The organism is Ruegeria sp. C6 (assembly GCF_056537625.1).
In genome coordinates this window covers 280006-303573 of the sequence record NZ_JBQFRW010000001.1, presented here as the reverse complement: position 1 = coordinate 303573, position 23568 = coordinate 280006, and the positions used below count along the sequence as shown (strand labels likewise).

Genomic DNA, 23568 nt, shown 5'->3' with positions numbered 1-23568 from the left:
TCTCTCCTAATTCAAGCCGCCGGCATCCGGCGCTCGACCATTTCGGCAAACCATGAGCATCCCATCGGGATGATCTCATCGTTGAAATTGTATTCAGGGTGGTGCAGCCCGGCGCTGTCGCCATTGCCCAGCACGATGAAGGCCCCGGGGCGTTCTTCCAGCATGAACGAGAAATCCTCGCCCCCCATCACCATCGGCGCCTCATCACAGCTGCCACCTACGGAAATGGCGGCCTCAGCGGCAAATTCCGTCTGTTCTTCGGCGTTGATCGTCACCGGAACTCCACGCGTGTATGAGACTTTGACAGTGCCACCGAAGGTTTCAGCAATACCCTCAGCCACCTCGGTCAGCCGCGTCTCGATCAGGTCGCGCATTTCGTTCGAATGCGTTCGTACAGTACCGCGCACCTGCGCCGATTGAGGGATCACATTGAACGCTTTGGATGAGGTCTCGACCGAAGTCACAGACAGAACCGCTTGTAAAATAGGGTCCGCGTTACGCGACACGATGGTCTGAAGTGCCACGATCAGTTGCGACAACATCACTGTAGTATCAATTGTTTCATGCGGTTTCGCCGCGTGGCCGCCCCGGCCTTCCAGATGAATGTCGAACTCATCCGCAGCCGCCAGCAGCGGGCCAGACCGGATCGCAAACTGCCCCGTCGGCACACCTGGCACATTGTGCATGGCATAGACTTCCTGAATGCCGAACCGATCCATCAGACCGTCCTTGCACATCGCCTCGGCCCCATTGCCACCTTCTTCCGCTGGTTGGAAAATCACAATGGCCGTGCCGTCGAAGTTCCGCGTCTCAGACAAGTATTTCGCCGCGCCCAACACCATCGCCGTATGGCCATCATGGCCACAGGCATGCATGGCGCCATCGGTTTTCGAGGCATAATCAAGGCCCGTCTGCTCCTGCATCGGCAGCGCGTCCATATCCGCACGCAGGCCAATCACTCGACCCTGCGTGTCGGTCTTGCCCTTGATGACGCCAACAACTCCGGTGCGGCCAATGCCCGTCACAACCTCATCGCAACCGAACTCTTTCAGCTTTTCAGCCACCAAGGCGCTGGTGCGGTGGGTGTCATAGAGGATCTCAGGGTGTTGATGAATATCCCGCCGCCAACCGGTGATTTCTTCGTGCATTTCGGCAAGTCGGTTCTTGATTGGCATCTGATCCTCCCAAATCAGGCGACGGGTAATCGTCGTTCCACCAGCTCGGCAAACCAGCTGCAACCGGCGGGAATGGCGTCGTCGTCGAAGTTGTATTCCGGGTGATGGCACATGGCCGTGTCCCCGTTTCCGATAAAGATGTAGGCTCCGGGCCGTTCTTCAAGCATGTAAGCAAAATCTTCTGACGGCATGATTGGATCGGTGCTGTCATTGACCTTGCCTGCCACGGCCTGCGCGGCCTCAGCAGCATAGATGGTTTCATCGTCCGAATTCACCGTCACCGGATAGCCCGGTGTCCACGTCATCTTAGCCGAAGCTCCAAAGGCCGAGGCAGTGTCCTCGGCGATCCTGCGCACGCGTTCTTCAGCGACCTTTCGATATTCTGGGTCAAGTGTACGAACAGTTCCCCGCAACCGCACCGTATGGGCAATCACATTCGAGGCCACACTATCGGTTTCAAAAGTCCCGACGGTCAGCACCACCCTTTTGATAGGGTCCACGGTACGCGACACCACTGATTGCAAAGCTACAACAATGTGCGACGCAATCAGCGTTGTATCTACCGCCTCATGCGGGGCGGCAGCATGACCGCCTTTACCCGTTACAACAATTTCGAATTCATCCGAAGAAGCCAGCAATGCGCCTGGTCGAATGGCAAACTCACCAACCGGCATTCCCGGCATGTTGTGCATGCCATAGACTTCTTGAATACCCCAGCGCTCCATCAGCCCGTCCTGACACATGGCCAGACCACCTGCCCCGCCTTCTTCGGCAGGCTGGAAAATCAACACAACGGTACCGTCAAAATTCCTCGTCTCGGCCAGATACTGCGCGGCGCCCAACAGCATCGAGGTATGACCGTCATGACCACAGGCATGCATCTTACCAGAAACGGTCGAAGCATAGTCCAGTCCCGTCGCCTCTTCTATGGGCAGCGCATCCATGTCGGCACGCAGCCCGATAACACGGCCTAGCGTATCCTGACGTCCCTTGATGACGGCAACCACGCCAGTCTTGCCGATGCCGGGCGTGATCTCATCCACACCGAACTCCTTCAGTCGGTCGACCACAAACCCTGCCGTTTCCTCAACATCATACATCAGCTCGGGATGCATATGCAGGTGACGACGCCATTTGGTGATCTCGCCATGCATTTCGGCGAGCCGGTTCTTGACGGGCATCTTTAACCTCTCCTTTGAGATGTTATTCGCAGAGCCTCTTTACCAGACGCTCCATAAATTTTTGACCTGCGTTGAATTGAGAAATCGTAATGAACTCATTCGGCTGATGGGCCTGCGCGATATCACCTGGGCCGCAGATAACAGCGGAATAACCAGCTTCCTGAAACTGCCCCGCCTCGGTGCCATAGCTTACCACATGTGTCGCATTGTCACCGGTGAGCGCGCGCACCAGCGTCTCAGCCTCGCCATCTTCTTCAGGCACAAGACCTGGGATCGAAAAATGCTCGGACAGCTCGATCCGGGCGTCGGGATGAACCGCTTGCATCCGCGCCTCGACTTCACGAACCTTATCGAAATAGGCCTTCTGCCAGACCGATTTTTCATCGTCCGGAACGGTGCGGAAATCCATCATGAAGCGACAGTCTTTGGCAGTGATATTATGCGCGGTTCCGCCTTCGATCATACCAACATGGCAGGTAGTCCAAGGCGGATCGAACACTGACGCAATGTCTGAAGGTTGCGCCGCCATATTCTCGGCGTTCCGATCATTGGCCCAATTGATCAGCGGCGCGGCCTCCATGATCGCATTGACGCCTGTGTGCATGATTGAGCTGTGAACTTCGAACCCCACCACATGCGTGTCAAAGCCAAACCCGCCCTTATGGCCGGTGACGGCCTGCATCATCGACGGCTCGCCCACAATCACGGCTGATCCTTTGGGCAGAACCTCCTGCATGTGGGCGATCATCGGCGGCGCGCCGGTGCAGCCAACCTCTTCATCAAAGCTCAACGCCAGTTGCAGGGGGCGTTTGGTGTCAGCGTGATGCGCCTCGACCAAGGCCCAGATCGCCAGCGCGTCAAAGCCCTTCATGTCGCAGGTGCCACGCCCGAAATACTTGCCATCTTTCTCGGTCACGACAAATGGATCGGTGTCCCAAGGCTGGCCATCGATGGGAACAACATCAGTGTGACCTGATAGGACAATCGCGCCCTCTTCCCACGGGCCGACATGCGCGAACAGAGCCGCCTTATGCGGCTGATCCGGATCAGGCCAACGATGCGGTTCGATCCCGTGGCTTTGCAGATACGCCTCGACCCAATCCACCAGCGGTAAATTCGTATCGCGACTGACAGTCGGGAATGAGATCAGCTTAGTCATGATCTCTAGCGGAGACAGGCGCTCAGCCATGAGGGTCAATATCCGCTGTCAGTGGTCAAAACAAAATGGCCCGGTTCAACCTCATTGTATTCAGATGGCTCTGGTTTGTAGCCGATGGGATGAATCGGGGACGGAATAGGTTTGAAGTTCAGGTCTTTTTCCGACTTGCGCTTGTTCGGGTCGGCAATTGGTACCGCCTTCATCAGTGCCTGCGTATAAGGGTGCTGTGGGTTCTCAAAAACCCGAGCACGCGGGCCCAGTTCGACAATGCGGCCCAGATACATCACACCGACATGGTGACTGACCCTCTCGACCACCGCCATGTCATGGCTGATGAACAGATAGCTGAGGCCAAGCTCGGACTGCAGCTCCATCATCAGGTTCAGCACCTGCGCCTGAACCGAGACGTCCAGCGCCGAAACGGCCTCATCCGCGATGATTAGCTTGGGATTCAGCGCCAGTGCTCGCGCAATCGCAATCCGTTGCCGCTGACCACCCGACATCTCATGTGGGAAGCGGCGCATGAAGCTGCGCGGCAGTTGCACTTTGTCGAACAGTTGCGCCACGCGGTCCTGCAGTTCTGACCCCGACGCAACCCCATAGTTCCGCATCGGTTCGGCGACCTGATCAACCAATTGCATCTGCGGGTTCAGCGAGGCGAACGGATCCTGAAAGATCATCTGCATGTCCAGCCGCGCTTTGCGCAGGCCGGCCTGGTCCAGCTTCATGATGTCGACACCGTCCAGATCAACCTCACCCGCCATCGGCTCCACCAATCGCAGGATCGAGCGCCCTGCCGACGACTTGCCACACCCAGATTCGCCAACGAGGCTGAGCGTCTGCCCCCGGTTCAGCGTGAACGAGACATCTTCGACTGCATGCACGTTCGAGATGGTCCGGCGCAGCAATCCGCCTTTCACCGCAAATCGCGTGGTCAGGTTCTTGACCGTCAGCAACACTTCGTTCGTACCCGGGATCGGAGCGATCTTCTGGCCTTCCTCACCCAGCAGTTTCATTGGCTCGGGCGCGGCTTTACCCTGCATCTCGCCCAATTTCGGAACCGCCGCCAGCAACGCCTTGGTGTAATCGTGCTGCGGGTTTTCGAAGATTTCTTTGACGGTGCCTTCCTCGACCTTGTTGCCGCGGAACATAACCACCACGCGGTCCGCCATCTGCGCGACCACAGCCATGTCATGGGTGATAAACATCACCGCCGTTCCGGTCTCGCGTTTGAGGCGGTCCATCAGCGCCAGAATCTCGGCCTGGATGGTCACATCCAGCGCGGTGGTGGGCTCGTCCGCAATCAGCAGGCGAGGCTCACACGCCATGGCCATGGCGATCACCACACGCTGGCGCATGCCACCGGACAGTTCATGCGGATATTGCTTCAAACGTCGCTCGGGCTCAGGGATGCGCACCTGACGCAATAGTTCCAGCGCTCGCTCTTCGGCCTGCGCTTTGTTCATGTCCTTGTGGATTCGCAATCCTTCGGTGAGCTGCCGTCCGACGGTGAAAACCGGGTTCAAGGCCGTCATCGGCTCCTGAAAGATCATTCCGATCTCATTTCCGCGAATCTGCTTCATCAGATCTTGATCGGCGTGGGACAGATCCATTTCCTCGCCGCCGCGGCGATCGAAAAGCAGTTGCCCGCCAGCAATTTCACCGCCGCCGAACTCGACCAAGCGCATCAGCGATAGAGATGAGACTGATTTGCCCGACCCCGATTCGCCCACGATACAGACGGTTTCGCCTGGGTTGACCTCGAACGAGACGTCCTCGACGCCCACCACTGGGCCATCTTTAGTTTGAAATTCGACCCGCAGTTTTTTGATCTGGGCAATTGGCTGATCCAGCACGCGCGCTCTCCCCTTGGCGGCTTTTCGGATTGGGTGCCAAACGCTAAGGCGGGCAGATGTGAAAAGTCAAACCGATAGGTCAAATTTCGCAAGGCAAGGCTTGCAATTTTCCAAAACTCTGTTTCGATACGCCGCGTAACCGTTCTGGGGAGAGGTCTGAATACACGAAGGCGATACAATCGTTTCCGTTTGATTCCAAATCCTTATCCCTTTTGACGGCCACGCCTAACCCGCGGGCATCGCGGAGATAATCGAGACACGTATGTGTCCAACATGGAGTGTATGATGAAAATCAAAACCCTTTTGCTTGGTGCGATTGCAAGCACGGCAATGGCCCCGATGGCCATGGCCGAGCGTGGATCGGACGGCAATGTCAGCATCATTTACTGGCAAGCCCCATCGATCCTGAACCCGTTCCTTTCGGGTGGCACCAAGGATGTGGAATCCGCGTCGCTAGTGATTGAGCCGCTCGCCCGGTACAATCAAGATGGCGAAATGGTTCCGTTCCTGGCATCCGAAATTCCGACAGTTGCAAATGGTGGCGTCAGCGAAGACCTGACCTCGATCACTTGGAAAATCGCGCCGGGAATCACCTGGTCAGACGGCACACCTTTCACCTCCGCTGATGTAGTGTTCACTGCAAACTATTGCATGGACCCAGAAGGCGGTTGTGCGCAGGTGACCAAATTTGAAGGTGTCACCAATGTCGAAGCTGTCGATGATCTGACCGTCAAAGTCACATTCGATGCGCCGACCCCGTTCCCTTACGGCCCGTTCGTGGGTGGTGAGAGCCCGATCATCCAGGCGGCACAGTTCGCGGATTGCATGGGAGCCAAAGCGCCCGAATGCACCGAGCAGAACTTTAACCCGATCGGCACAGGCCCGTTTGTTGTCACCGAGTTCAAGCCAAATGACGTGATCACTTTCAAGGCCAATGATAACTACCGTGACCCGGCAAAGCCTGCGTTCGCAACGGTGACATTCAAAGGCGGTGGCGATGCAACTGCTGCTGGTCGTGCGGTCATGGAAACCGGCGAATTTGACTATGCCTGGAACTTGCAGCTTGCGCCTGAAGTGATCGCGCAGATGCAGGAAGGCGGCAAAGGTACTCCGGTCGCAGGCTTCGGCCCGCTGGTGGAACGCATCATGCTGAACCAGACCAACCCGTCGCCAGATCTGCCGGAGGGCGAGCGTTCGACTGCAACGCATCCGCACCCGTTCCTGCAGGACCCTGCTGTTTACAAGGCCATGTCGCTGGCCATCGACCGGCCGCTGCTGGTTGAAATCGGCTACGGTCAGGCCGGTAAGGTTACCTGCAACTGGGTACCTGCGCCTGCCGCGGTGAATTCCGACACATTCAGCTGCGATACTCAAGATATCGAAGGTGCCAAGAAGCTTCTGGATGACGCGGGTATCGTTGATTCCGATGGCGATGGCATCCGTGAAAAAGACGGTGTACCGCTGAAGATTGTCTACCAGACTTCTACCAACGCAGTTCGCCAGGACTTCCAGGCGCTGATCAAAGAATGGTGGAGCCAAATCGGTATCGAAACTGAGCTGCGCAACATCAATGCTTCGGTCTTCTTTGGTGGTGATCCGGGTTCGCCTGACACCTTCCAGAAGTTCTATGCCGACGTTGAAATGTATGCCAACACCTTCAACGGCACTGACCCGCAGTCCTATCTGGGCAACGGCCTGTGCGACAAGGCACCCAAGCCTGAAAGCCAGTGGCAGGGCGAGAACATCAGCCGTTTCTGCAACGAAGAGTTCGACAAGCTGCATGGCAAACTGGCCGAAACCGCAGGTGCGGATGAGCGCGCGCAGATCGCGCGTCAGCTGAACGACATCATGGTTGAAAATGGCGGAATGATCCCGCTGGTGCACCGTGGTCGTCTGTCGGCACACGCCAATACGCTGGGTGGCGTTGTCCTGAACGTTTGGGACAGCGAGCTGTGGAACATTGCGGACTGGTACCGCAAGACCGGTTCCTAAGCGTTAATCTTGCAAAACCGCGCCCCGACCCATATCGGGGCGCGGTCATTTGCAGACCACTCCAACAAGAAGACGCATATAAAGGCGCCTCTTAATGCTCAACTTTACCATCAGACGACTGGTGCTGGCCGTTCCCACGCTACTGTTCATCAGCCTCGTCATCTTCCTGCTCCTCGAACTCGCACCCGGCGATCCGATGGCGCAGGTTCCACTTACCGTCCCCCCCGAAGTCAAAGAAAAGATGCGCGAGGCACTGGGCCTCGGTCAGCCGATGCATATCCGGTTCTGGAAATGGATCGTGCAGTTCTTCTGGATCGAACCGCAGGTACTGGTCGACTCGATCTTTGGTACAACCTTCTCCGAAGGTGACCTGCGCGTGATTTCGTGGCAGACCCGCTCACCCGTCATGGACATCGTCGTTCAGCGCATCCCGCAGACCCTGTGGGTTGTTGGCACCGCTTATGTGGTCGCCATCCTGATCGCTCTGCCCATCGGTATCTATTCGGCTTACCGGCAGTATTCCTGGTTCGACCAAATGGGCACATTCGTGTCGATGGTCGGCTTCTCGGTACCGCCGTTCTTCTCGGGCGTATTGGTGATCGTGATCTTCTCAGTCCAGCTTGGGTGGTTCCCGTCGATCTATGACACTACCCATGTGGTCAATAGCTGGGACAGCTTTGTTGTACAGCTCAAACAGATGATCATGCCGGTAATGGTTCTGGCGCTGCAGATCACCGCGCAGCTCAGCCGATTCATGCGCGCCTCAATGCTGGACAACCTTAATCAGGATTATGTCCGCACCGCCCGCGCCAAGGGCCTCAGCGAATACACGGTCGTCATGGTCCACGTCCTGCGCAACTCGATGATCCCTGTGGTCACCGTTATCGCGCTGGGTATTCCGGCCATCTTCGGCGGAGCGATCATTACCGAGCAGGTGTTCAAAGTGAACGGCATCGGCCAGTTGCTGATCGGGGCTATTCAGGCCAATGACTTGCCGATGGTCCAAACCCTGACCTTCATATTTGCCGTGCTGATCGTCCTGTTCAATCTGATCGCCGACGTTCTCTATGGCATTCTGGACCCGAGGATTCGTTATGACTGATCATGATCGTACCGATACACTGGTCCCGGACGAAGGGCTTGCGCCCGCCTCGACAGCGCTGCCAACCACCGATGTGATGGAAGAACTGGCCACCCCACCACGGAGCCAATGGCGCGATGTCTGGGATCAGTTCAAGACCCACAAAGGCGCGATGATCGGAGCGATTCTGTTCATCTTCATCGTCGCAGGCGTCTATCTGGGACCATACTTATGGAGCATCGACCCCACTCAGATCGACATCCGTTCGCGCAATCAGGGCCCCAGTTGGGCGCATCCCTTTGGCACCGACCAGTTGGGCCGCGATATCCTAGCTCGCATGATGTCAGGCGGTCAGACATCGGTGTCAGTCGGCATCACCGCGATGCTGTTGGCGCTGTTTCTGGGCTCGTTCATCGGTGTTCTGGCCGGGTTTTTCAAACGGCTGGATGGCCCACTGATGCGCCTGACGGATCTGTTCTTGGCCTTGCCGTTGCTACCGCTGCTGCTGGTCATGATGCTGCTCTTCCGCGAGCCGCTATCTGCTGCCTTCGGGTTAGAACGTGGAATCTTCATCCTGATCGTCTGCGCCATCGGCATCACCTCATGGATGCCCACAGCGCGGATCGTGCGCGGCGATGTGCTGGCGATCAAAGAGCGTGAGTTCGTTCTGGCCGCCCGGTCCATCGGCACCAGCAATGGCCAGATCATCACCCGGCACATCCTGCCGAATGTTCTGTCTCCGATCATGGTGTCGGCCACGCTGGGGATTGCAACTGCGATCATCACCGAAAGCGCGCTTTCCTTCCTCGGCCTCGGATTTCCGCCGGACTTCCCGACATGGGGTCGGCTGCTCTTCGATGGCGTCGACTATCTGCAGCAATACCCCGAGCGCGTGTTCTGGCCCGGACTGGCGATCTCACTAACCGTCCTCAGTGTAAATTATCTGGGTGACGGCCTGCGCGATGCGCTGGATCCACGTATTCGCGGACGATAAGCGAACTTAGTCGGCGCGCTTCAGCGCGCCGGCCAATACGATGATAAGAACGGCCAGCGGTAAAAGAACTGCAAAGGCAAATCTCAGCGTCATCAACTCGGCCAGAAATCCGATCAGAGGCGGCCCGATCAACAACCCTCCGTATCCCAAAGTCGCGACGCTTGCGATCGCCTGTCCGGGCGGGACATGCGGGTCGTTGGCCGCACGGCTAAAGGCCAGAGGCATGATTACCGCATAGCCCACTCCCATCAGAGCAAAACCTGCCAAAGCCAATCCTGCCCCTCCCGCCGATACTACGCCAAACACGCCCAGCGCGGCGCAAACGCCGCCAAATCGTGCTGTTGCAACAGGCCCGAAACGCGCGATCACCACCCCGCCCGCAAGCCGGAACGCAACCATCGTGACCGAGAAGACCGCATAGCCCAACGCCGCGATACTCTCAGCCGCACCGGTGACATCGCGCAGGAAGATCGCACTCCAATCCGCAACAGCCCCTTCGCCCAAAGCGCCGCACAGCGCTGTGAAACCCACAAGGATCAGGGCACCCGATGGCAAGGCGAACACCGATCCAGGTTTCGAAGCCGATCGTTTCGAAGTCCAGCGTACCCAAGACAAAACAAGCGCAAGCGCGACGACAACGCCACCTGCTAGCAGAAAATGTTGCAACACCGACAGCCCCATCTGTACGGCACCGTATCCGCTGAGCGCCCCCAGCCCGGCTCCAAGGCTCCACATCGCGTGAAAGGACGACATGACCGGCTTGTCATAGGCCTGTTCGACCTCTGCCGCCCAGGCGTTCATCGCAACATCCATCGAGCCATGGAAGGCTCCGAATACAAACAGAAACGCCGCAAGCGACCAGAACCCGCCGGCGAGAGCCAAAAGGATCAGGGAAAAGGTGTAGAGAACCGCGATCACCCGCGTGATCGCCACCGCCCCAAACTTGTCCGTCAAACGGCCCGTGATCGGAAACGAACACACGGCCCCTGCTGCCATGAACAGCAAACCAAGCCCTAGCGCCTCGTGTGTCAGATCCAGCCTGTCCCGAACCGCAGGTATGCGCGATGCCCAGATGCCGAACAGCGCACCGTTCAGGATAAACATGGCGGCCACAGCCCGCCACGCCGCAACAATACCGATCACAGGAAATCCTCATAAAATCTGCCAAACGCCACCCGTTCTACAGATCATTCGTCGCCCGGCATAGACTGCTTATTCAATTCGCTTCCGGATCTGGCGCACCCCGAACCAAACGGCAAGGATGACAGGCACGGTCACAATTGCCGTCAGCATCCCTTTGCTAATCCCGGCCTGCGTCATTGGGTAGAGCAAGTAGCTGACCAGAGACACCGCATAGTAGCTGATCGCCACCACAGATAATCCCTCGACTGTGTGCTGCAATCTAAGGGCCAGATCAGCACGCCGGTCCATGCTTTCCAGCAGAGCCTGATTTTGAGCGCTGCGTTCGACATCGACACGGGTACGCAACAGGTCGCCGGCGCGAATAGCCCTGTCGGACAAGGCCTGCAAACGTCGCTCGGTTGATTTCACCGTCCGCATCGCGGGGTCATAACGACGCATCATGAAATCGGCAAAACTCTGACGTCCATTGAATCTTTGTTCACGCAACACTTCGATGCGCTGATTGACAATCGCCTCATAGGCACCCGTTGCGCCGAACCGAAAAGAACACCGTGCCGAAAGTGTCTCAAGCTCGATCGAGGTAGACAGAAGATCCGGCAACAATTCGTCCGGGTGGGCTGTTTCGTCGGACATCTGCCCCATCAGGCGGGTCAATTGACCATCCAGTTCGCCGATGCGCGGCATCAGTTGCTTGACCCTCGCAAATCCCAGCATCGACATTGCCTTGTAGGTCTCAATCTCGCACAGCCGCTGAACGATCCGCCCGGTCCGACGCCGCCCGGTGCCTTTCTTGACAAACATCGCAAGGCGCATATGCCCCGCCGGATCAATTCGGAAATCACAAGCGCAGATCGCGGCATCATCCAGCACCCGCGCCACTGCTAGGCTTTCCGGCTCGAACCACTGAGCCAGCGAAGCCTTTGCCGCCTCATCTCCCTCGTACTCGACCACGCGAATTAAGGCCGATGTCACCCGCTGCCCCGGGCTCGCAATCAACCAGTCTGGAGGAAACACCTCAAAGTCTGCCGGATTGAACGCACGTTCACTGACGTTCGGAGTGATCGCGGTATAGGTCACAAACTCGGTATGTTGTTCCCATTTCAGCCAATGACGCCCGATCTGACCCGCGTAGTGAGTGGCTGCTGGCTGAGGGTGCTGCGCGCCGTGGCGATCCAGCAGATTGATCAGGTGGGCCATATCCTCGCCACGATCGCGCGTAACCGCTTCTTTGGGCTTCTTGATCGCCAGAAACACAACCGTGCTGGGCAAGGGTGCAACCGGAAATGGGCGTGCATGCAGTTCATTGGCCAGCGTATAGCGAAGCGGATGATTGTCTATGGGCGTCATGTAAGGCTCCGGTGTATCACCGGCACTATAAGGCAGACCGACACAACATCAATTGTTTATTTATTTCAATTACTTACAAGGATACAACGGTATACAATCCCGCTATCTTATTGATTCGGCTCCCATAGCTCGATGGGATTGCCTTCAGGATCGTGGATGCGGGCGAATTTCCCGACCTCGCTGTCCCACTTCGGGTTCGTCTCGACGGTGATTCCGGCGTTCTGTAGTTGGTCGATCAACGCGCTCAGGTCATCAACACGAAAATTGATCATCCATTGCTGCTCGGAGCGGCCGAAATACTCGGTGTCCTGCGCAAAGGGTGCGAACACCGTATATCCTTCCCGCTGCTTCCAGGGCACAGGATCGTAGTGATTGACCCCCAAATGCTTCTCATACCAAGCACTCAACGCCTGCGGATCACGGGCCCGAAAGAATATCCCGCCAATTCCATTTACCTTCTGCATGGTCTGCCTCCTACTATCCCGAGCACTCGCCAAGTTTAACACAGCCCGCTTGCTTCAAATGGCTAAAAATCCTTGAGGGGGTTGGAGGCGAGCCCCCATCTCATCACAAAAGAAAAGGGCACCCTCAGGCGCCCTTTGCAATCAGATTGTCCCTTCTGATCAATCGATCATGGGCAACAGCTTGTCGAGCGAAGCCTTGGCGTCGCCATAGAACATGCGGGTGTTCTCCTTGAAGAACAGCGGGTTCTCGATGCCCGAATAGCCGGTGCCCTGACCACGCTTGGACACAAACACCTGCTTGGCTTTCCAGCATTCCAACACCGGCATCCCGGCGATGGGGCTGTTCGGGTCTTCCTGCGCCGCAGGGTTCACGATATCGTTCGAGCCAATCACGATGGCCACATCCGTATCCGGGAAGTCGTCGTTGATCTCGTCCATCTCCAGAACAATGTCATACGGCACCTTCGCCTCGGCCAGCAGCACGTTCATGTGGCCCGGCAGACGACCGGCAACGGGGTGGATCGCAAAGCGCACGTTCTTGCCCTTGGCGCGCAGCTTGCGAACCAGCTCGGACACCGATTGCTGCGCCTGCGCCACGGCCATGCCATAGCCGGGGATGATGACGATACTATCTGCATCATTCAGCGCCGCCGCGACACCATCTGCCTCGATGGCGATCTGTTCACCCTCAACAGCCATCTGTTCGCCCTGCGGGCCACCAAAGCCGCCCAGAATTACGCTGACAAAGTGACGGTTCATCGCCTTACACATGATGTAGGACAGGATTGCACCAGACGAGCCCACCAATGCACCAACCACGATCAGCAGGTCGTTGCCTAGCGAGAAGCCGATGGCCGCAGCCGCCCAACCCGAATAGCTGTTCAGCATCGATACAACCACCGGCATGTCGGCCCCGCCGATGCCCATGATCAGGTGATAGCCGATGAACAGCGCTGCCAGCGTCATCAGGAACAGCGGGAAGAAACCGCCCGAATTGGTGTACCAGATCAGACAGATCAACGACAAAGCAGCCGCACCCGCGTTCAGAGCATGACCGCCCGGAAGCTTGGTCGCCGCCGAGGTCACCTTGCCCGCCAACTTGCCATAAGCCACGACCGATCCAGTAAAGGTGATCGCACCGATGAAGATACCGAGGAACAGCTCAACATGCAGGATCGCCAGTTCGGCCGCGGTCTTCTTCGCGATCAGCTTGGCGAACGCCCCCAGATCGGACAGGTCTGCCTGAGACGCACTGTCAGCAATCGCCATGACTTGTGCCACATTGCCGATCTCGAAATGGGCATTGAATCCCACGAACACAGCCGCGAGACCCACCAGCGAATGCATCGCGGCCACAAGCTGTGGCATCTCGGTCATCTGGACGCGCTGCGCCACGTACTGACCGATCAGACCACCGCCCGCGATCAGCAGCAACGACAGCAGCCACAGGCCTGAACCCGGACCAACCAGCGTCGCAAAAACCGCGAGCGCCATACCAACAATGCCATACCAGACCGCCCTCTTGGCGCTTTCCTGGTTCGACAATCCACCCAGAGACAGGATGAAAAGGACAGCCGCAACGACATAGGCGGCAGTAGTGAAGCCAAATTCCATTTGCCCGGCCTCCTTAAGATTTCTGGAACATGGCGAGCATGCGCCGGGTTACGAGGAAGCCGCCGAAGATGTTGATTCCGGCCATGAAGACTGACAGCGCCGCCAGCAGAATGACCAGGAACGACCCCGATCCGATCTGCATCAAGGCTCCAACGATAATGATCGAAGAGATCGCGTTGGTGATCGCCATCAGTGGTGTGTGCAAGCTATGGCTGACATTCCAGATCACCTGGAAGCCCACAAAGATCGCCAGCACAAAGACGATGAAATGCTGCATGAAGCTGGCCGGAGCGATCAACCCCACCAGCAACATCAACGCACCGCCGACGCCCAGCAACGTGAACTGTTGCTTGGTCTGCGCTTTGAAGGCCGCGATTTCCTGCGCCCTTTTCTCTTCCGGTGTCAGTTCCTTGACCTCGGCCTTAGGCTGTGCCGCAATCGCCTGCACCTTGGGCGGAGGTGGCGGGAAGGTGATCTCGCCCTCATGGGTCACGGTCGCGCCACGGATCACGTCATCTTCCATGTCGTGATTGACCTTGCCGTCCTTCTCGGGTGTCAGGTCAGCCATCATGTGACGGATATTGGTCGCGTACAGAGACGATGACTGCGCCGCCATCCGGCTGGGGAAGTCGGTATAGCCGATAATGGTCACGCCATTGTCGGTCACGATCTTCTCATCCGGCACCGTCAGTTTACAGTTACCGCCCTTTTCCGCTGCAAGGTCAACGATGACCGAACCCGGCTTCATGCTTTCGACCATATCTTTGGTCCAAAGCTCAGGTGCCTCACGGTTGGGGATCAGCGCCGTGGTGATGACGATGTCCATCTCGGGTGCCAGTTCCCGGAACTTGGCAAGCTGGGCGTTGCGGAATTCTTCCGACTGGACCGATGCGTAGCCACCAGTCGATGCACCGTCCTGCTGTTCTTCCTCAAAATCCAGATAGACGAACTCAGCCCCCATGGATTCGACCTGCTCGGCCACTTCGGGGCGCACGTCGAACGCATAGGTGATCGCACCCAGCGAGGTTGAGGTCCCAATCGCGGCCAGTCCGGCCACACCGGCACCGACGATCAGCACCTTGGCAGGTGGCACCTTACCAGCCGCCGTCACCTGACCTGTGAAGAAACGGCCAAAGTTGTTGCCTGCCTCGATCACAGCACGGTACCCGGCGATATTGGCCATCGAAGACAGCGCGTCCATCTTCTGCGCGCGCGAGATACGCGGGACCATCTCCATCGCGATCACGGTCGCGCCCTTGGATTTGGCGGCCTCCATCCCGTCTTCATTCCCAGCCGGATTAAAGAATGAAATCAGGGTCTTGTTCTTGGTCAGACGCTTCAGCTCGGTGGCATCGGGCTGACGCACCTTGGCAATGATATCCGCAGCCTTCCAAAGCGAGGCAGCGGTCTTCATGACCTCAACGCCTGCGGCTTCATAAGCGGCGTCCGAAAACCCCGCAGCAGCGCCTGCGCCCTTTTCGATCAGGCACTCATAGCCCAGTTTCTGCAACTGCAAAGCCGAGTCCGGAGTCATCGCGACCCGGTTCTCGCCCTTGTACGTTTCCTTTGGCGTCCCAATTTTCACCAGTCGGTTCCCCCTAATTTTTGATTCAGGCCAGGTGGGTGTTCAGCATAGAATGACAAGCAGACATGTATCCTGCGCAAGATTATTTCGCAAGCGCAGCAATTATGACGCTGTGTCATGATGACCACACCCTTATATCCATCGTCTTGTCTTGCGTTCATACCGGGCGAAATCGGCGCGGAATGTGCGGCGCAGACGGTCTTCCTCGGGTATGATAAAGCGGCGTTCCAGCACCCAGACAAAAACCGGGATCAGCACCAGCGACAACACCGCGTCAAAACGCAGGATCAACCCGGTCAGGATCAACACATCACCCACATAGATTGGATTGCGGCTGCGCTTGTAAATCCCAGTCTGCACCATGGTCGAGGGTATTTCGTGCGGAAAGACCGTGGTTTTGTGCCGGCGGAACTCGATCACCGCCATCACGGCCAGAATGATACCGCCACCGATCAGTATGCCGCTGAGCAAATCTGTCACCGCTCCATCCAGAGACAACCCCAGCGGCAACACGCGCGCCTGGACCCAGGCGAGCAAGGCAAAGCCCACAAGCCAAACAGGTGGTATGTCGATCAGGCGCATGGCTGTCCCTTCACGCGGCGACACATGGTGGCAGATGTCGCTTCTGATCGCTCTCCTATCGTTTTCTGACCGCATTGGCAAAAGCGCAGGGTGTCGCATCGACCCAGGGCGCTGGACAACCCGCACCAATAGACAGACACAACGGGATCAGATAGCCAGTTACAACCTGACTGTTTCAGAAAGACAAAGCCTCGCCATGACCGATTTCGCCAAAACCAAATCCATGTTTCACCTGCCCGAGGGCATTCTTTATCTCGACGGTAACTCTCTGGGCCCGTTGCCGAAATCAGCCGGTGACCGTGTCGGAAGCATGATGAAGGACGAATGGGGTCAGTTGCTGATCACCGGCTGGAACAAAGCCGGGTGGATGGGTATGCCGACCGGCCTTGGGGATCGGATCGGACGGCTGATCGGGGCAGAGCCCGGCAGCGTCGTGGTAGGCGATACTCTGTCGATCAAGGTTTATCAGGCGGTCGCCTCAGCGCTGGAACTGAACCCGACCCGCAAGCTGGTCCTGTCGGACAACGGCAACTTCCCGTCGGATCTTTACATGGCAGATGGGCTGTTGCGATCACTGGGGACGGATTACGAACTGCGCGTGGTCGATCCCGAAAACGTCGCTGCACATATCACCGAAGAGGTCGCCGTTCTGATGCTGACCGAGGTCGATTATCGTTCCGGCCGTATGCATGACATGAAGGCTTTGACCGAACTGGCCCATGCGAACGGTGTCGTGACCGTCTGGGACCTTGCCCATTCTGCGGGGGCAATCCCGGTCGATCTGACCGGTTGCAGCGCGGATTTCGCTGTTGGCTGCACGTATAAGTATCTCAATGGCGGTCCCGGTGCGCCAGCGTTCGTCTATGTCGCTCCGCGTCTGTCGGATCGCGTGCGCCCGGCGCTTTCGGGCTGGTTGGGGCATGAAGCCCCGTTTGCCTTCGATCTCGACTATCGCCCCGGCGCGGGAATCGAGAGGATGCGGGTCGGAACCCCTCCGGTCATTCAGATGGCAGCGCTGTCGGCAGCGATGGATATCTGGGACATGGCTGAAATGGCCGATGTGCGCGCCAAGTCAATCGAATTGACCGAATTGTTCATTACCCGGGTTGAGGCTACCTGCCCGGGATTGACACTCGCAAGCCCCCGCGATCCAGCCCAGCGCGGAAGTCAAGTATCGTTTCATTTTGATGAAGGATACGCTGCCATGCAGGCTTTGATCGCGCGTGGCGTGATCGGCGATTTCCGAGCGCCCGATATCATGCGGTTTGGCTTCACACCGCTATATGTCGATGAAGGGGATGTAGAACAGGCCGCCCAAATTCTGGCCGATATCATAACCAACAAGCTGTGGGACAAACCGGAATACAAAATCCGTCAGCGCGTCACCTGACCTCAAGCGCCGCGCCCAAAAGCGTGGCCAATTGCGAAATGCCTTGTTCGAACTCTTCAGCGCTGGAGGCCGTCATCTTGACGCCCTTCAGCGATGTGGTGATTGTCTTTGCGGCCTCATCCGGGCCGACAGGCAAATGCGCGCGACCTGCCGCATCCTCGCGCCGTAACCATTCGGCGTAAAGTCGCGTCAATTTGGCCTCGCCCTCCTGAACGATATCCGTCGACATGGATTTGGTCGCGTCCAGCATTTCAAGCCCATGAGGTGAGGCCAAAATTTCAGCCATCCCGTTTGATTGCGCCTCGATCGCCTGAGCGAGGATCTGAGGCAAAGGACCTTCGCTGGCCAAGGCTTCAGCGACTAGGGTAACTTTCTCGCCATAATAAAACTGCGTCAGTTCGCGAACGATGGCCTCTTTATTCTTGAAATGCAGATAGACTGCAGGCCGGGACATCCCTGCCCCTTTGGCAATGTCATCCATCGAAGTTTTCTTAAACCCATAGGTCGCAAAGGCCTGAAATGCCGATTTCAGAATGGCCGCTGTCTTGGAATCTTCACTTACACTCGTCATGCGAGAACCTCTGACACTTCTTGTTCATTTTGTCAATTGACAAGCTGACACTTTTCATTAATTATGTCAGAAACCAGCCAAAGCTAAGAGAGGTGCGCCATGGCGACGGCCCTTAAGATCAACGGAAAGACCCATCAGGTTGATCTGCCTGATGATGTGCCCTTGTTATGGGTTCTGCGTGATGAGGTTGGACTAACCGGTACCAAGTTCGGCTGTGGTGTGGCTGCCTGCGGTGCCTGCACCGTTCATATTGATGGTGAGGCCGTGCGGTCCTGCCAGGTAGCGCTCTCGGATGTTTGGGGTGAGGTCACCACGATCGAGGGGCTTGGCACGCCTGACGCCATGGCAACGATCCAGAAGGCCTGGGTTGACCACCAAGTGGCGCAATGTGGTTACTGCCAGTCGGGCCAGATCATGCAGGCCGCATCGCTACTGGCTGAAAACCCGGCCCCAACGGACGAAGACATCGACGATGCGATGCAAGGCAACCTTTGCCGCTGTGGCACCTATCCTCGCATCCGCGCGGCCATCCATGATGCCGCTGCCAAGTTGAAGGAGGCTTGAGCCATGGGACGTATCGGTAAAATCGTTCGCCGCACATTCCTGATCGGATCTGCCGCCATCGTAGGTGGAGTGGCCTTCGGTGCCTACTACGTCACGCGTCCAGCTGCGAACCCGCTGAAACCGCGTGACGGGGAAACCGCGCTTAGCCCTTTTGTTCTGATCGACCAGCAGGGCGTGACCCTGTTCGCACCCCGCGCTGAAATGGGTCAGGGCGTTATGACCACCTGGGCAGCACTGATCGCCGAGGAGCTGGATGTTGAGCTGGACGAAATCCGTGTGCTGCACGGACCTGCTGCTGCCGCCTATTACAACCATGCTCTTATGGGGGAAAGCCTGCCAGGCAAGGGCTATGACATCTCGGATTTCCAGCACAATCTGGGTGAGGCACTGGGTGTTCTGGGCAAAACGTTAAGCCTGCAGGTTACCGGCGGCTCAACCTCGATGAAAGACGGGTTCGAACGGATGCGGATGGCTGGCGCTACTGCGCGCGAAACCTTGAAGCAGGCTGCCGCGGACCAACTGGGGGTCGATCGCGATCAACTCATGACCGAAAATGGTGCTGTGGTTGCCCCGGATGGCACGCGCATTCCCTATAGCGAACTGGCCGAGGCCGCAGGCCAGATCGAACCGCCCGAGGTTTCCCTGCGTGATCCGTCCGAATGGCGTTTGCTCGGCAAATCCCTGCCCCGCGTCGACATTCCGGGCAAATCCACCGGCACCGCCACCTTTGGCATCGACGTGCGCCCCGAGGGCCTGAAATTCGCCTCGATCCGCATGAACCCCAAGCTGGGCGGGGCAATGAACGGCTTTGACGCCAGTGCTGCAGAAGCCATGCCCGGCGTTGAAAAGATCGTCGATCTGGGCACGGGCGTCGCGGTGATTGCCAACAACACTTGGCTTGCCATGCAGGCGGTCGAGGCGATTGACGTGGATTGGGGCGATGCCCCCTATCCGCCCGATACTGATGCGGTATTCGCGCAAATTGCCAAGGCGTTTGATGACGCCCCGAACTCGACCATGCGCGATGAAGGCGATGTCGAAACGCTTCCTGAAGGTGCCACCGAGATTACGGCAGAATATACCGTGCCCTATCTGGCCCACGCCACAATGGAACCGATGAACGCCACGGCGCTCTATACAAGTAACAAGCTGGACCTGTGGTGCGGCAATCAGGCCCCGACCCTGATCCAGATCCGCGCAGCCAACACCGCCGGTCTAGATACCGAAGCGGTTGAGATTCACACCACCTATCTGGGCGGCGGTTTCGGCCGCCGGGGCGAGTTGGATTTCGGCGAGATCGCCACTAAGGTCGCCATGGCCATTCCAGGCACCCCTGTGCAAACGACGTGGAGCCGCGAAGAGGATATGCGTCACGATTTCTACCGCCCCGGCGCGATGGCGCGCATGCGGGGGGCAGTGAAGGATGGCAAGGCCGTTCTGATCGACGGTAAGGTTGCTTCGCAATCCCCGACCCACCAAGCGGTCGAACGTGTGACGGGTTTCTCTGGCGGCGGCCCCGACAAGGTTCTGGTCGAAGGCTTTTTCAACCAGCCCTACGCGGTGCCGAACTACAGAATGAGTGGTCACGTTGCCGATTTGGCTGTACCGGTTGGTTTCTGGCGCTCGGTCGGCAACAGCCACAATGCCTTCTTCCAGGAGACCTTCCTGGATGAAATGGCCCATGCCGCCGGGCGCGACCCGCTGGAGTTCCGGCTGGAGTTGGCAAGGTCCGAGTTCGCCCCGGCTGCGGGGTGCCTGGAGGCCGTGAAAGAGATGTCAGGCTGGACCGGCAAAACCCCCGATGGTGTCGGACGTGGCGTGGCAATGGCCTACAGCTTTGGCACCCCTGTCGCACAGGTCATCGAAGTGGTGGACGAAGACGGCACCATCCGCATCAACAAGGCCTGGATCGCCTGCGATGTCGGCTTGGCTTTGGATCCGGCGACGGTCGAGGCGCAGATGATCGGCGGCATGATCTACGGATTGTCTGCCGCCGTTCAAGAAGAGATCACCTTTGCCGATGGTGAGGTCGAACAGTATAATTTCCCGGATTATGATGCGTTAAGGATGCAAAGCACACCGATCACGGAAGTCCGGATACTCGAGACCAACAAACATCTGGGCGGTGTCGGTGAACCGGGGACACCGCCGTCGATGCCCGCTTTGGGCAACGCGCTGTTCGACCTGACCGGCCAACGCGCGCGCAGCTTGCCGCTGAACAAGCAGTTCGACTTGCTCGTATGATCAATTTGCGCCGACCCGGCTATGGGTCGGCGCTCGCTCTTTCTGATGGCCTTAGAAGTTGACAGAGAGAAAGATTGCAGCTTCCGTCGCTTCAAAATCACTTTCGAACATGTCGAGATATCCGATTGAAGCCTCCAGAAACACCGTCTTGCTTGTGCGTCCTCTCACACCCAAACGGGTTGACCAAACAACATCATTGTCAGTGTTTGCAACTGTTCCACCCCCTAAGTTCTCGCGTTCAAACCAATAGGTCGCGCTGAGCGATGCATAAGGTGAAATGACAGAGCTGCCATTGAAGAACGGACGACTTACTTCGACCTCGGGCGTTAGGGCACTGTATTTTGCTTCTTGGATTTCACCAATAAACTCGGCTGGATTTCCCAGATACGTCCCGGTGAGATCGTAATCCTCGGCACTGTAATTATAGTAATCAAACGAGATCGACGGACGAATTAAGTAAGCTCCAGCCTCATATTGTCCGATTGCCTCGAGATTCGCGCGCCAACGGGTGCGATCAAAATCACCGCTCAGCTCCAGCACATCCACATCCGTGGAAAAGCGACCGATCGTGGCGAGACCGTTTAGAACCCACCTCTCAGACATCCGCCAGGCGAAATAGGGTCCGATTGCGAATCCCGAAGTATCCTGAGAAAACTGCCCCTGAAAGCCGTCCAGCTGAGTGTTTTCGTATTCAAGCTGCAAACCAAGCACGAGGTTTTCTTGGACAAGACGGTCGATCCCAATTTCGAAAAAGCTGTCGTTCACATCCAGTTCGCTGTTTCCACGGGTGTCTTCAATGTCTGTGTAGGTGAAATTGGTCCATACATTCCAAACAGATCCTGGCCCAAACTCGCGCCCCTCCGTCAGCGGAGGGCCGACAACCGGATCGCACAAGGCAGGGTCAAGCTTACCCGTCGCATCCGCCACGCAGGCTTGATCATCGCCCGAAGGTCGCCCACTTACGTAGAGCGGATTAACGGGTCGACCTGTCTCGCCTATGTTGCCAATTCCACCGCCCGACCCTCCGGAACCGCCACCAGAGCCACCACCAGAACCGCCACCAGAGCCACCACCGGATCCGCCCGAGCCGCCGCCACCGCCGAAGCCACCCCCGGAACCGCCGCCTCCAAAGCCGCCCCCGCCTCCGAATCCGCCACCTGATCCACCCGAGCCGCCGCCACCGCCGAAGCCACCACCGGAACCGCCGCCGGATCCACCCGAGCCGCCTCCGTTTCCTCCCCCGCCGCCACCATTGCCACCACCCCAACCCGGCAGCGTCCAATCTCTTTTTTGGTTTTGCGTATCGATCAGACAGTCGCGCCCATTTGGTGCCCCTCCGCGTTTGAACAGACGATGAACGCCCCCTGATCCATTAGATACGAAGGGAGACAAGCTTAGATGAACTCCGGGCCGAGATCGGCTCCAGGTATCAACGGTCGTGTTGCCCTGTGCAGCTTCCAGACGAAAAGCACCGCTTTCCGTCTGCGATAACCACAATGAGGATGAAGAGTCAGGTGTTCGCCCGATGTAAAGCAGGTCTCCGGCCGAGCTGCATTGTTGCGCATGCCCAGCAGTTCCCAGGACCGCCAAAAAAAGTGCCGCAGGAACGAATTCTCTTAAACCGCGAGGGTACTTTCCTGAAAAGCTGTGCATGAACTGCTCCGAACCCAGTCAGATTTGAATATGGCCAAGGGTATCTCGGCGCAAATTCGCGGTTCAGGGAAGATATCCAATTATCTTTTTATTCGAATGTTGCCGACAAACCTTAGAACGATCCATCGAAAGATTAGCGTGACTAAGCAGACTGCCGGATCGCCCCGACCGTTTTCGCGTTTTTCCAATCGTATACGGCGCGACCAAATTCCTTGAACAATGGCCGCGAAACCGGGTCATTCGCCGCGTCCCATTCAGGGTGCCATTGGACCGAAAGGGTAAAGCCGGGGGCATCCTCGACATAGATCGCCTCGGGCGTGCCATCAGGCGCGTGGCCATCGATCACCACATTCTCGCCCAGCGTCTTGATCCCTTGTCCGTGTAACGTATTGGTCATCACTTCGGCCGCGCCCAGCAGGCGGTGGAACACACCACCTTCGGTTAGCGACACGACATGGCGCAGAGCAAACTTCTCCTCCAAAGTGCCGTCGGGTGGCATCCGGTGGTTCTGACGCCCCGGGAGGTCACGAATCTCAGGGTAGAGCGTACCACCCAAGGCGACGTTTACTTCTTGAAACCCGCGACAAATCCCAAAGAACGGCTGACCCCGCTCAGCACAAGCCCGGATTAAAGGCAGCGTGATTGCATCCCGCGCGCGGTCAAACTCACCATGCGCCTCGGTCGCGGGCTCGCCATATTCTTCGGGGTGAACGTTCGGACGGCCGCCGGTCAACAGGAAGCCGTCGCAAACCTCGAGCAACTCATCAACCGCAACATAGCGCGGGTCGGCGGGGATCAGTAGCGGCAGACAGTCAGACACGTTCGAGACCGCCTCGGAATTCATCGTTCCGCCCGCATGGGTCGGATACTGATCATTCATCAGATAAGAGTTGCCGATTATTCCAACGACGGGGCGCGCCATTCCAAGTCCCTTGTATCGCTCATTTCCTGCAAAACCTATCGGCAGGTTTGG

The 23568-nt window shown here is 57.6% G+C and carries 19 protein-coding genes; 6 read left to right on the top strand and 13 right to left on the bottom strand.

Features of this window, described 5'->3' with window-relative positions; genetic code table 11:
* Positions 1–11 precede the first annotated feature (11 nt).
* Genes ACR0MJ_RS01465 through ACR0MJ_RS01450 form a run of 4 tightly spaced genes read right to left on the bottom strand, consistent with a single transcriptional unit; the run spans position 12 to position 5371 of the window.
* A complete protein-coding gene (locus ACR0MJ_RS01465; protein ID WP_480705463.1) occupies positions 12–1175 on the bottom strand; it encodes a M20 aminoacylase family protein in 1164 nt (387 codons plus the stop codon).
* Positions 1176–1189: 14 nt separating this feature from the next.
* Entirely contained in the window at positions 1190–2356 is a 1167-nt protein-coding gene (locus ACR0MJ_RS01460) for a M20 aminoacylase family protein (RefSeq protein WP_170424149.1), read from the bottom strand.
* Between the two features lie 22 nt (positions 2357–2378).
* On the bottom strand, positions 2379–3545 hold the full coding sequence (gene argE / locus ACR0MJ_RS01455; protein ID WP_170397101.1) for an acetylornithine deacetylase: 1167 nt from the start codon (positions 3543–3545) through the stop codon (positions 2379–2381).
* 5 nt (positions 3546–3550) lie between these two features.
* Complete coding sequence (locus ACR0MJ_RS01450; RefSeq protein WP_170511545.1) at positions 3551–5371, bottom strand: ABC transporter ATP-binding protein; 1821 nt, start codon at positions 5369–5371, stop codon at positions 3551–3553.
* A 285-nt stretch (positions 5372–5656) separates the two neighbouring features.
* Here ACR0MJ_RS01450 and ACR0MJ_RS01445 point away from each other — a divergent pair, with 285 nt between their 5' ends.
* The 3 genes from ACR0MJ_RS01445 (at position 5657) to ACR0MJ_RS01435 (ending at position 9438) form a co-directional block, all read left to right on the top strand.
* The gene (locus ACR0MJ_RS01445) at positions 5657–7363 is read left to right on the top strand and encodes a peptide ABC transporter substrate-binding protein (protein ID WP_170397105.1); all 1707 of its coding nucleotides are present in this window, start codon (positions 5657–5659) and stop codon (positions 7361–7363) included.
* Positions 7364–7457: 94 nt separating this feature from the next.
* The gene (locus tag ACR0MJ_RS01440) at positions 7458–8465 is read left to right on the top strand and encodes an ABC transporter permease (RefSeq protein WP_170397107.1); all 1008 of its coding nucleotides are present in this window, start codon (positions 7458–7460) and stop codon (positions 8463–8465) included.
* The gene (locus ACR0MJ_RS01435) at positions 8458–9438 is read left to right on the top strand and encodes an ABC transporter permease (protein ID WP_170397109.1); all 981 of its coding nucleotides are present in this window, start codon (positions 8458–8460) and stop codon (positions 9436–9438) included. The genes ACR0MJ_RS01440 and ACR0MJ_RS01435 overlap by 8 nt, the downstream gene beginning before the upstream one ends.
* A gap of 6 nt (positions 9439–9444) precedes the next feature.
* Here the strand turns inward: ACR0MJ_RS01435 and ACR0MJ_RS01430 are convergent, their stop codons facing one another.
* From ACR0MJ_RS01430 to ACR0MJ_RS01405, 6 genes are all read right to left on the bottom strand, one after another.
* Entirely contained in the window at positions 9445–10581 is a 1137-nt protein-coding gene (locus tag ACR0MJ_RS01430) for an MFS transporter (RefSeq protein WP_170397111.1), read from the bottom strand.
* Positions 10582–10650: 69 nt separating this feature from the next.
* Positions 10651–11928 (bottom strand): DUF3422 family protein, encoded by a 1278-nt coding sequence (locus ACR0MJ_RS01425; RefSeq protein WP_480758628.1) that lies wholly within the window; start codon positions 11926–11928, stop codon positions 10651–10653.
* 107 nt (positions 11929–12035) lie between these two features.
* The gene (locus ACR0MJ_RS01420; protein WP_170397115.1) at positions 12036–12392 is read right to left on the bottom strand and encodes a VOC family protein; all 357 of its coding nucleotides are present in this window, start codon (positions 12390–12392) and stop codon (positions 12036–12038) included.
* 159 nt (positions 12393–12551) lie between these two features.
* Complete coding sequence (locus ACR0MJ_RS01415; RefSeq protein ID WP_170404102.1) at positions 12552–14006, bottom strand: NAD(P)(+) transhydrogenase (Re/Si-specific) subunit beta; 1455 nt, start codon at positions 14004–14006, stop codon at positions 12552–12554.
* A 13-nt stretch (positions 14007–14019) separates the two neighbouring features.
* The gene (locus ACR0MJ_RS01410) at positions 14020–15591 is read right to left on the bottom strand and encodes a Re/Si-specific NAD(P)(+) transhydrogenase subunit alpha (RefSeq protein WP_480758625.1); all 1572 of its coding nucleotides are present in this window, start codon (positions 15589–15591) and stop codon (positions 14020–14022) included.
* A gap of 132 nt (positions 15592–15723) precedes the next feature.
* Entirely contained in the window at positions 15724–16173 is a 450-nt protein-coding gene (locus ACR0MJ_RS01405) for a methyltransferase family protein (RefSeq protein WP_480758623.1), read from the bottom strand.
* Positions 16174–16369: 196 nt separating this feature from the next.
* Here ACR0MJ_RS01405 and kynU point away from each other — a divergent pair, with 196 nt between their 5' ends.
* Complete coding sequence (gene kynU / locus ACR0MJ_RS01400) at positions 16370–17563, top strand: kynureninase (RefSeq protein ID WP_170511577.1); 1194 nt, start codon at positions 16370–16372, stop codon at positions 17561–17563.
* Here the strand turns inward: kynU and ACR0MJ_RS01395 are convergent.
* Entirely contained in the window at positions 17556–18134 is a 579-nt protein-coding gene (locus tag ACR0MJ_RS01395; RefSeq protein ID WP_170397125.1) for a TetR/AcrR family transcriptional regulator, read from the bottom strand. The two genes, kynU and ACR0MJ_RS01395, sit on opposite strands and share 8 nt — an antisense overlap.
* Before the next feature lie 99 nt (positions 18135–18233).
* On the opposite strand from ACR0MJ_RS01395, the gene ACR0MJ_RS01390 reads away from it, so the two are divergent.
* Positions 18234–18698 carry a (2Fe-2S)-binding protein gene (locus ACR0MJ_RS01390; RefSeq protein ID WP_480758620.1) on the top strand — a complete coding sequence of 155 codons (465 nt, stop codon included), beginning with the start codon at positions 18234–18236 and terminating at the stop codon, positions 18696–18698.
* Between the two features lie 3 nt (positions 18699–18701).
* Positions 18702–20942 (top strand): xanthine dehydrogenase family protein molybdopterin-binding subunit, encoded by a 2241-nt coding sequence (locus tag ACR0MJ_RS01385; RefSeq protein ID WP_480758618.1) that lies wholly within the window; start codon positions 18702–18704, stop codon positions 20940–20942.
* Positions 20943–20993: 51 nt separating this feature from the next.
* On the opposite strand, the gene ACR0MJ_RS01380 is transcribed toward ACR0MJ_RS01385, so the two are convergent.
* Both ACR0MJ_RS01380 and ACR0MJ_RS01375 read right to left on the bottom strand, forming a co-directional pair.
* Entirely contained in the window at positions 20994–22334 is a 1341-nt protein-coding gene (locus ACR0MJ_RS01380) for an autotransporter outer membrane beta-barrel domain-containing protein (RefSeq protein WP_480758616.1), read from the bottom strand.
* Positions 22335–22737: 403 nt separating this feature from the next.
* Positions 22738–23517 (bottom strand): gamma-glutamyl-gamma-aminobutyrate hydrolase family protein, encoded by a 780-nt coding sequence (locus ACR0MJ_RS01375; RefSeq protein ID WP_170397133.1) that lies wholly within the window; start codon positions 23515–23517, stop codon positions 22738–22740.
* Between the last annotated feature and the right edge of the window lie 51 nt (positions 23518–23568).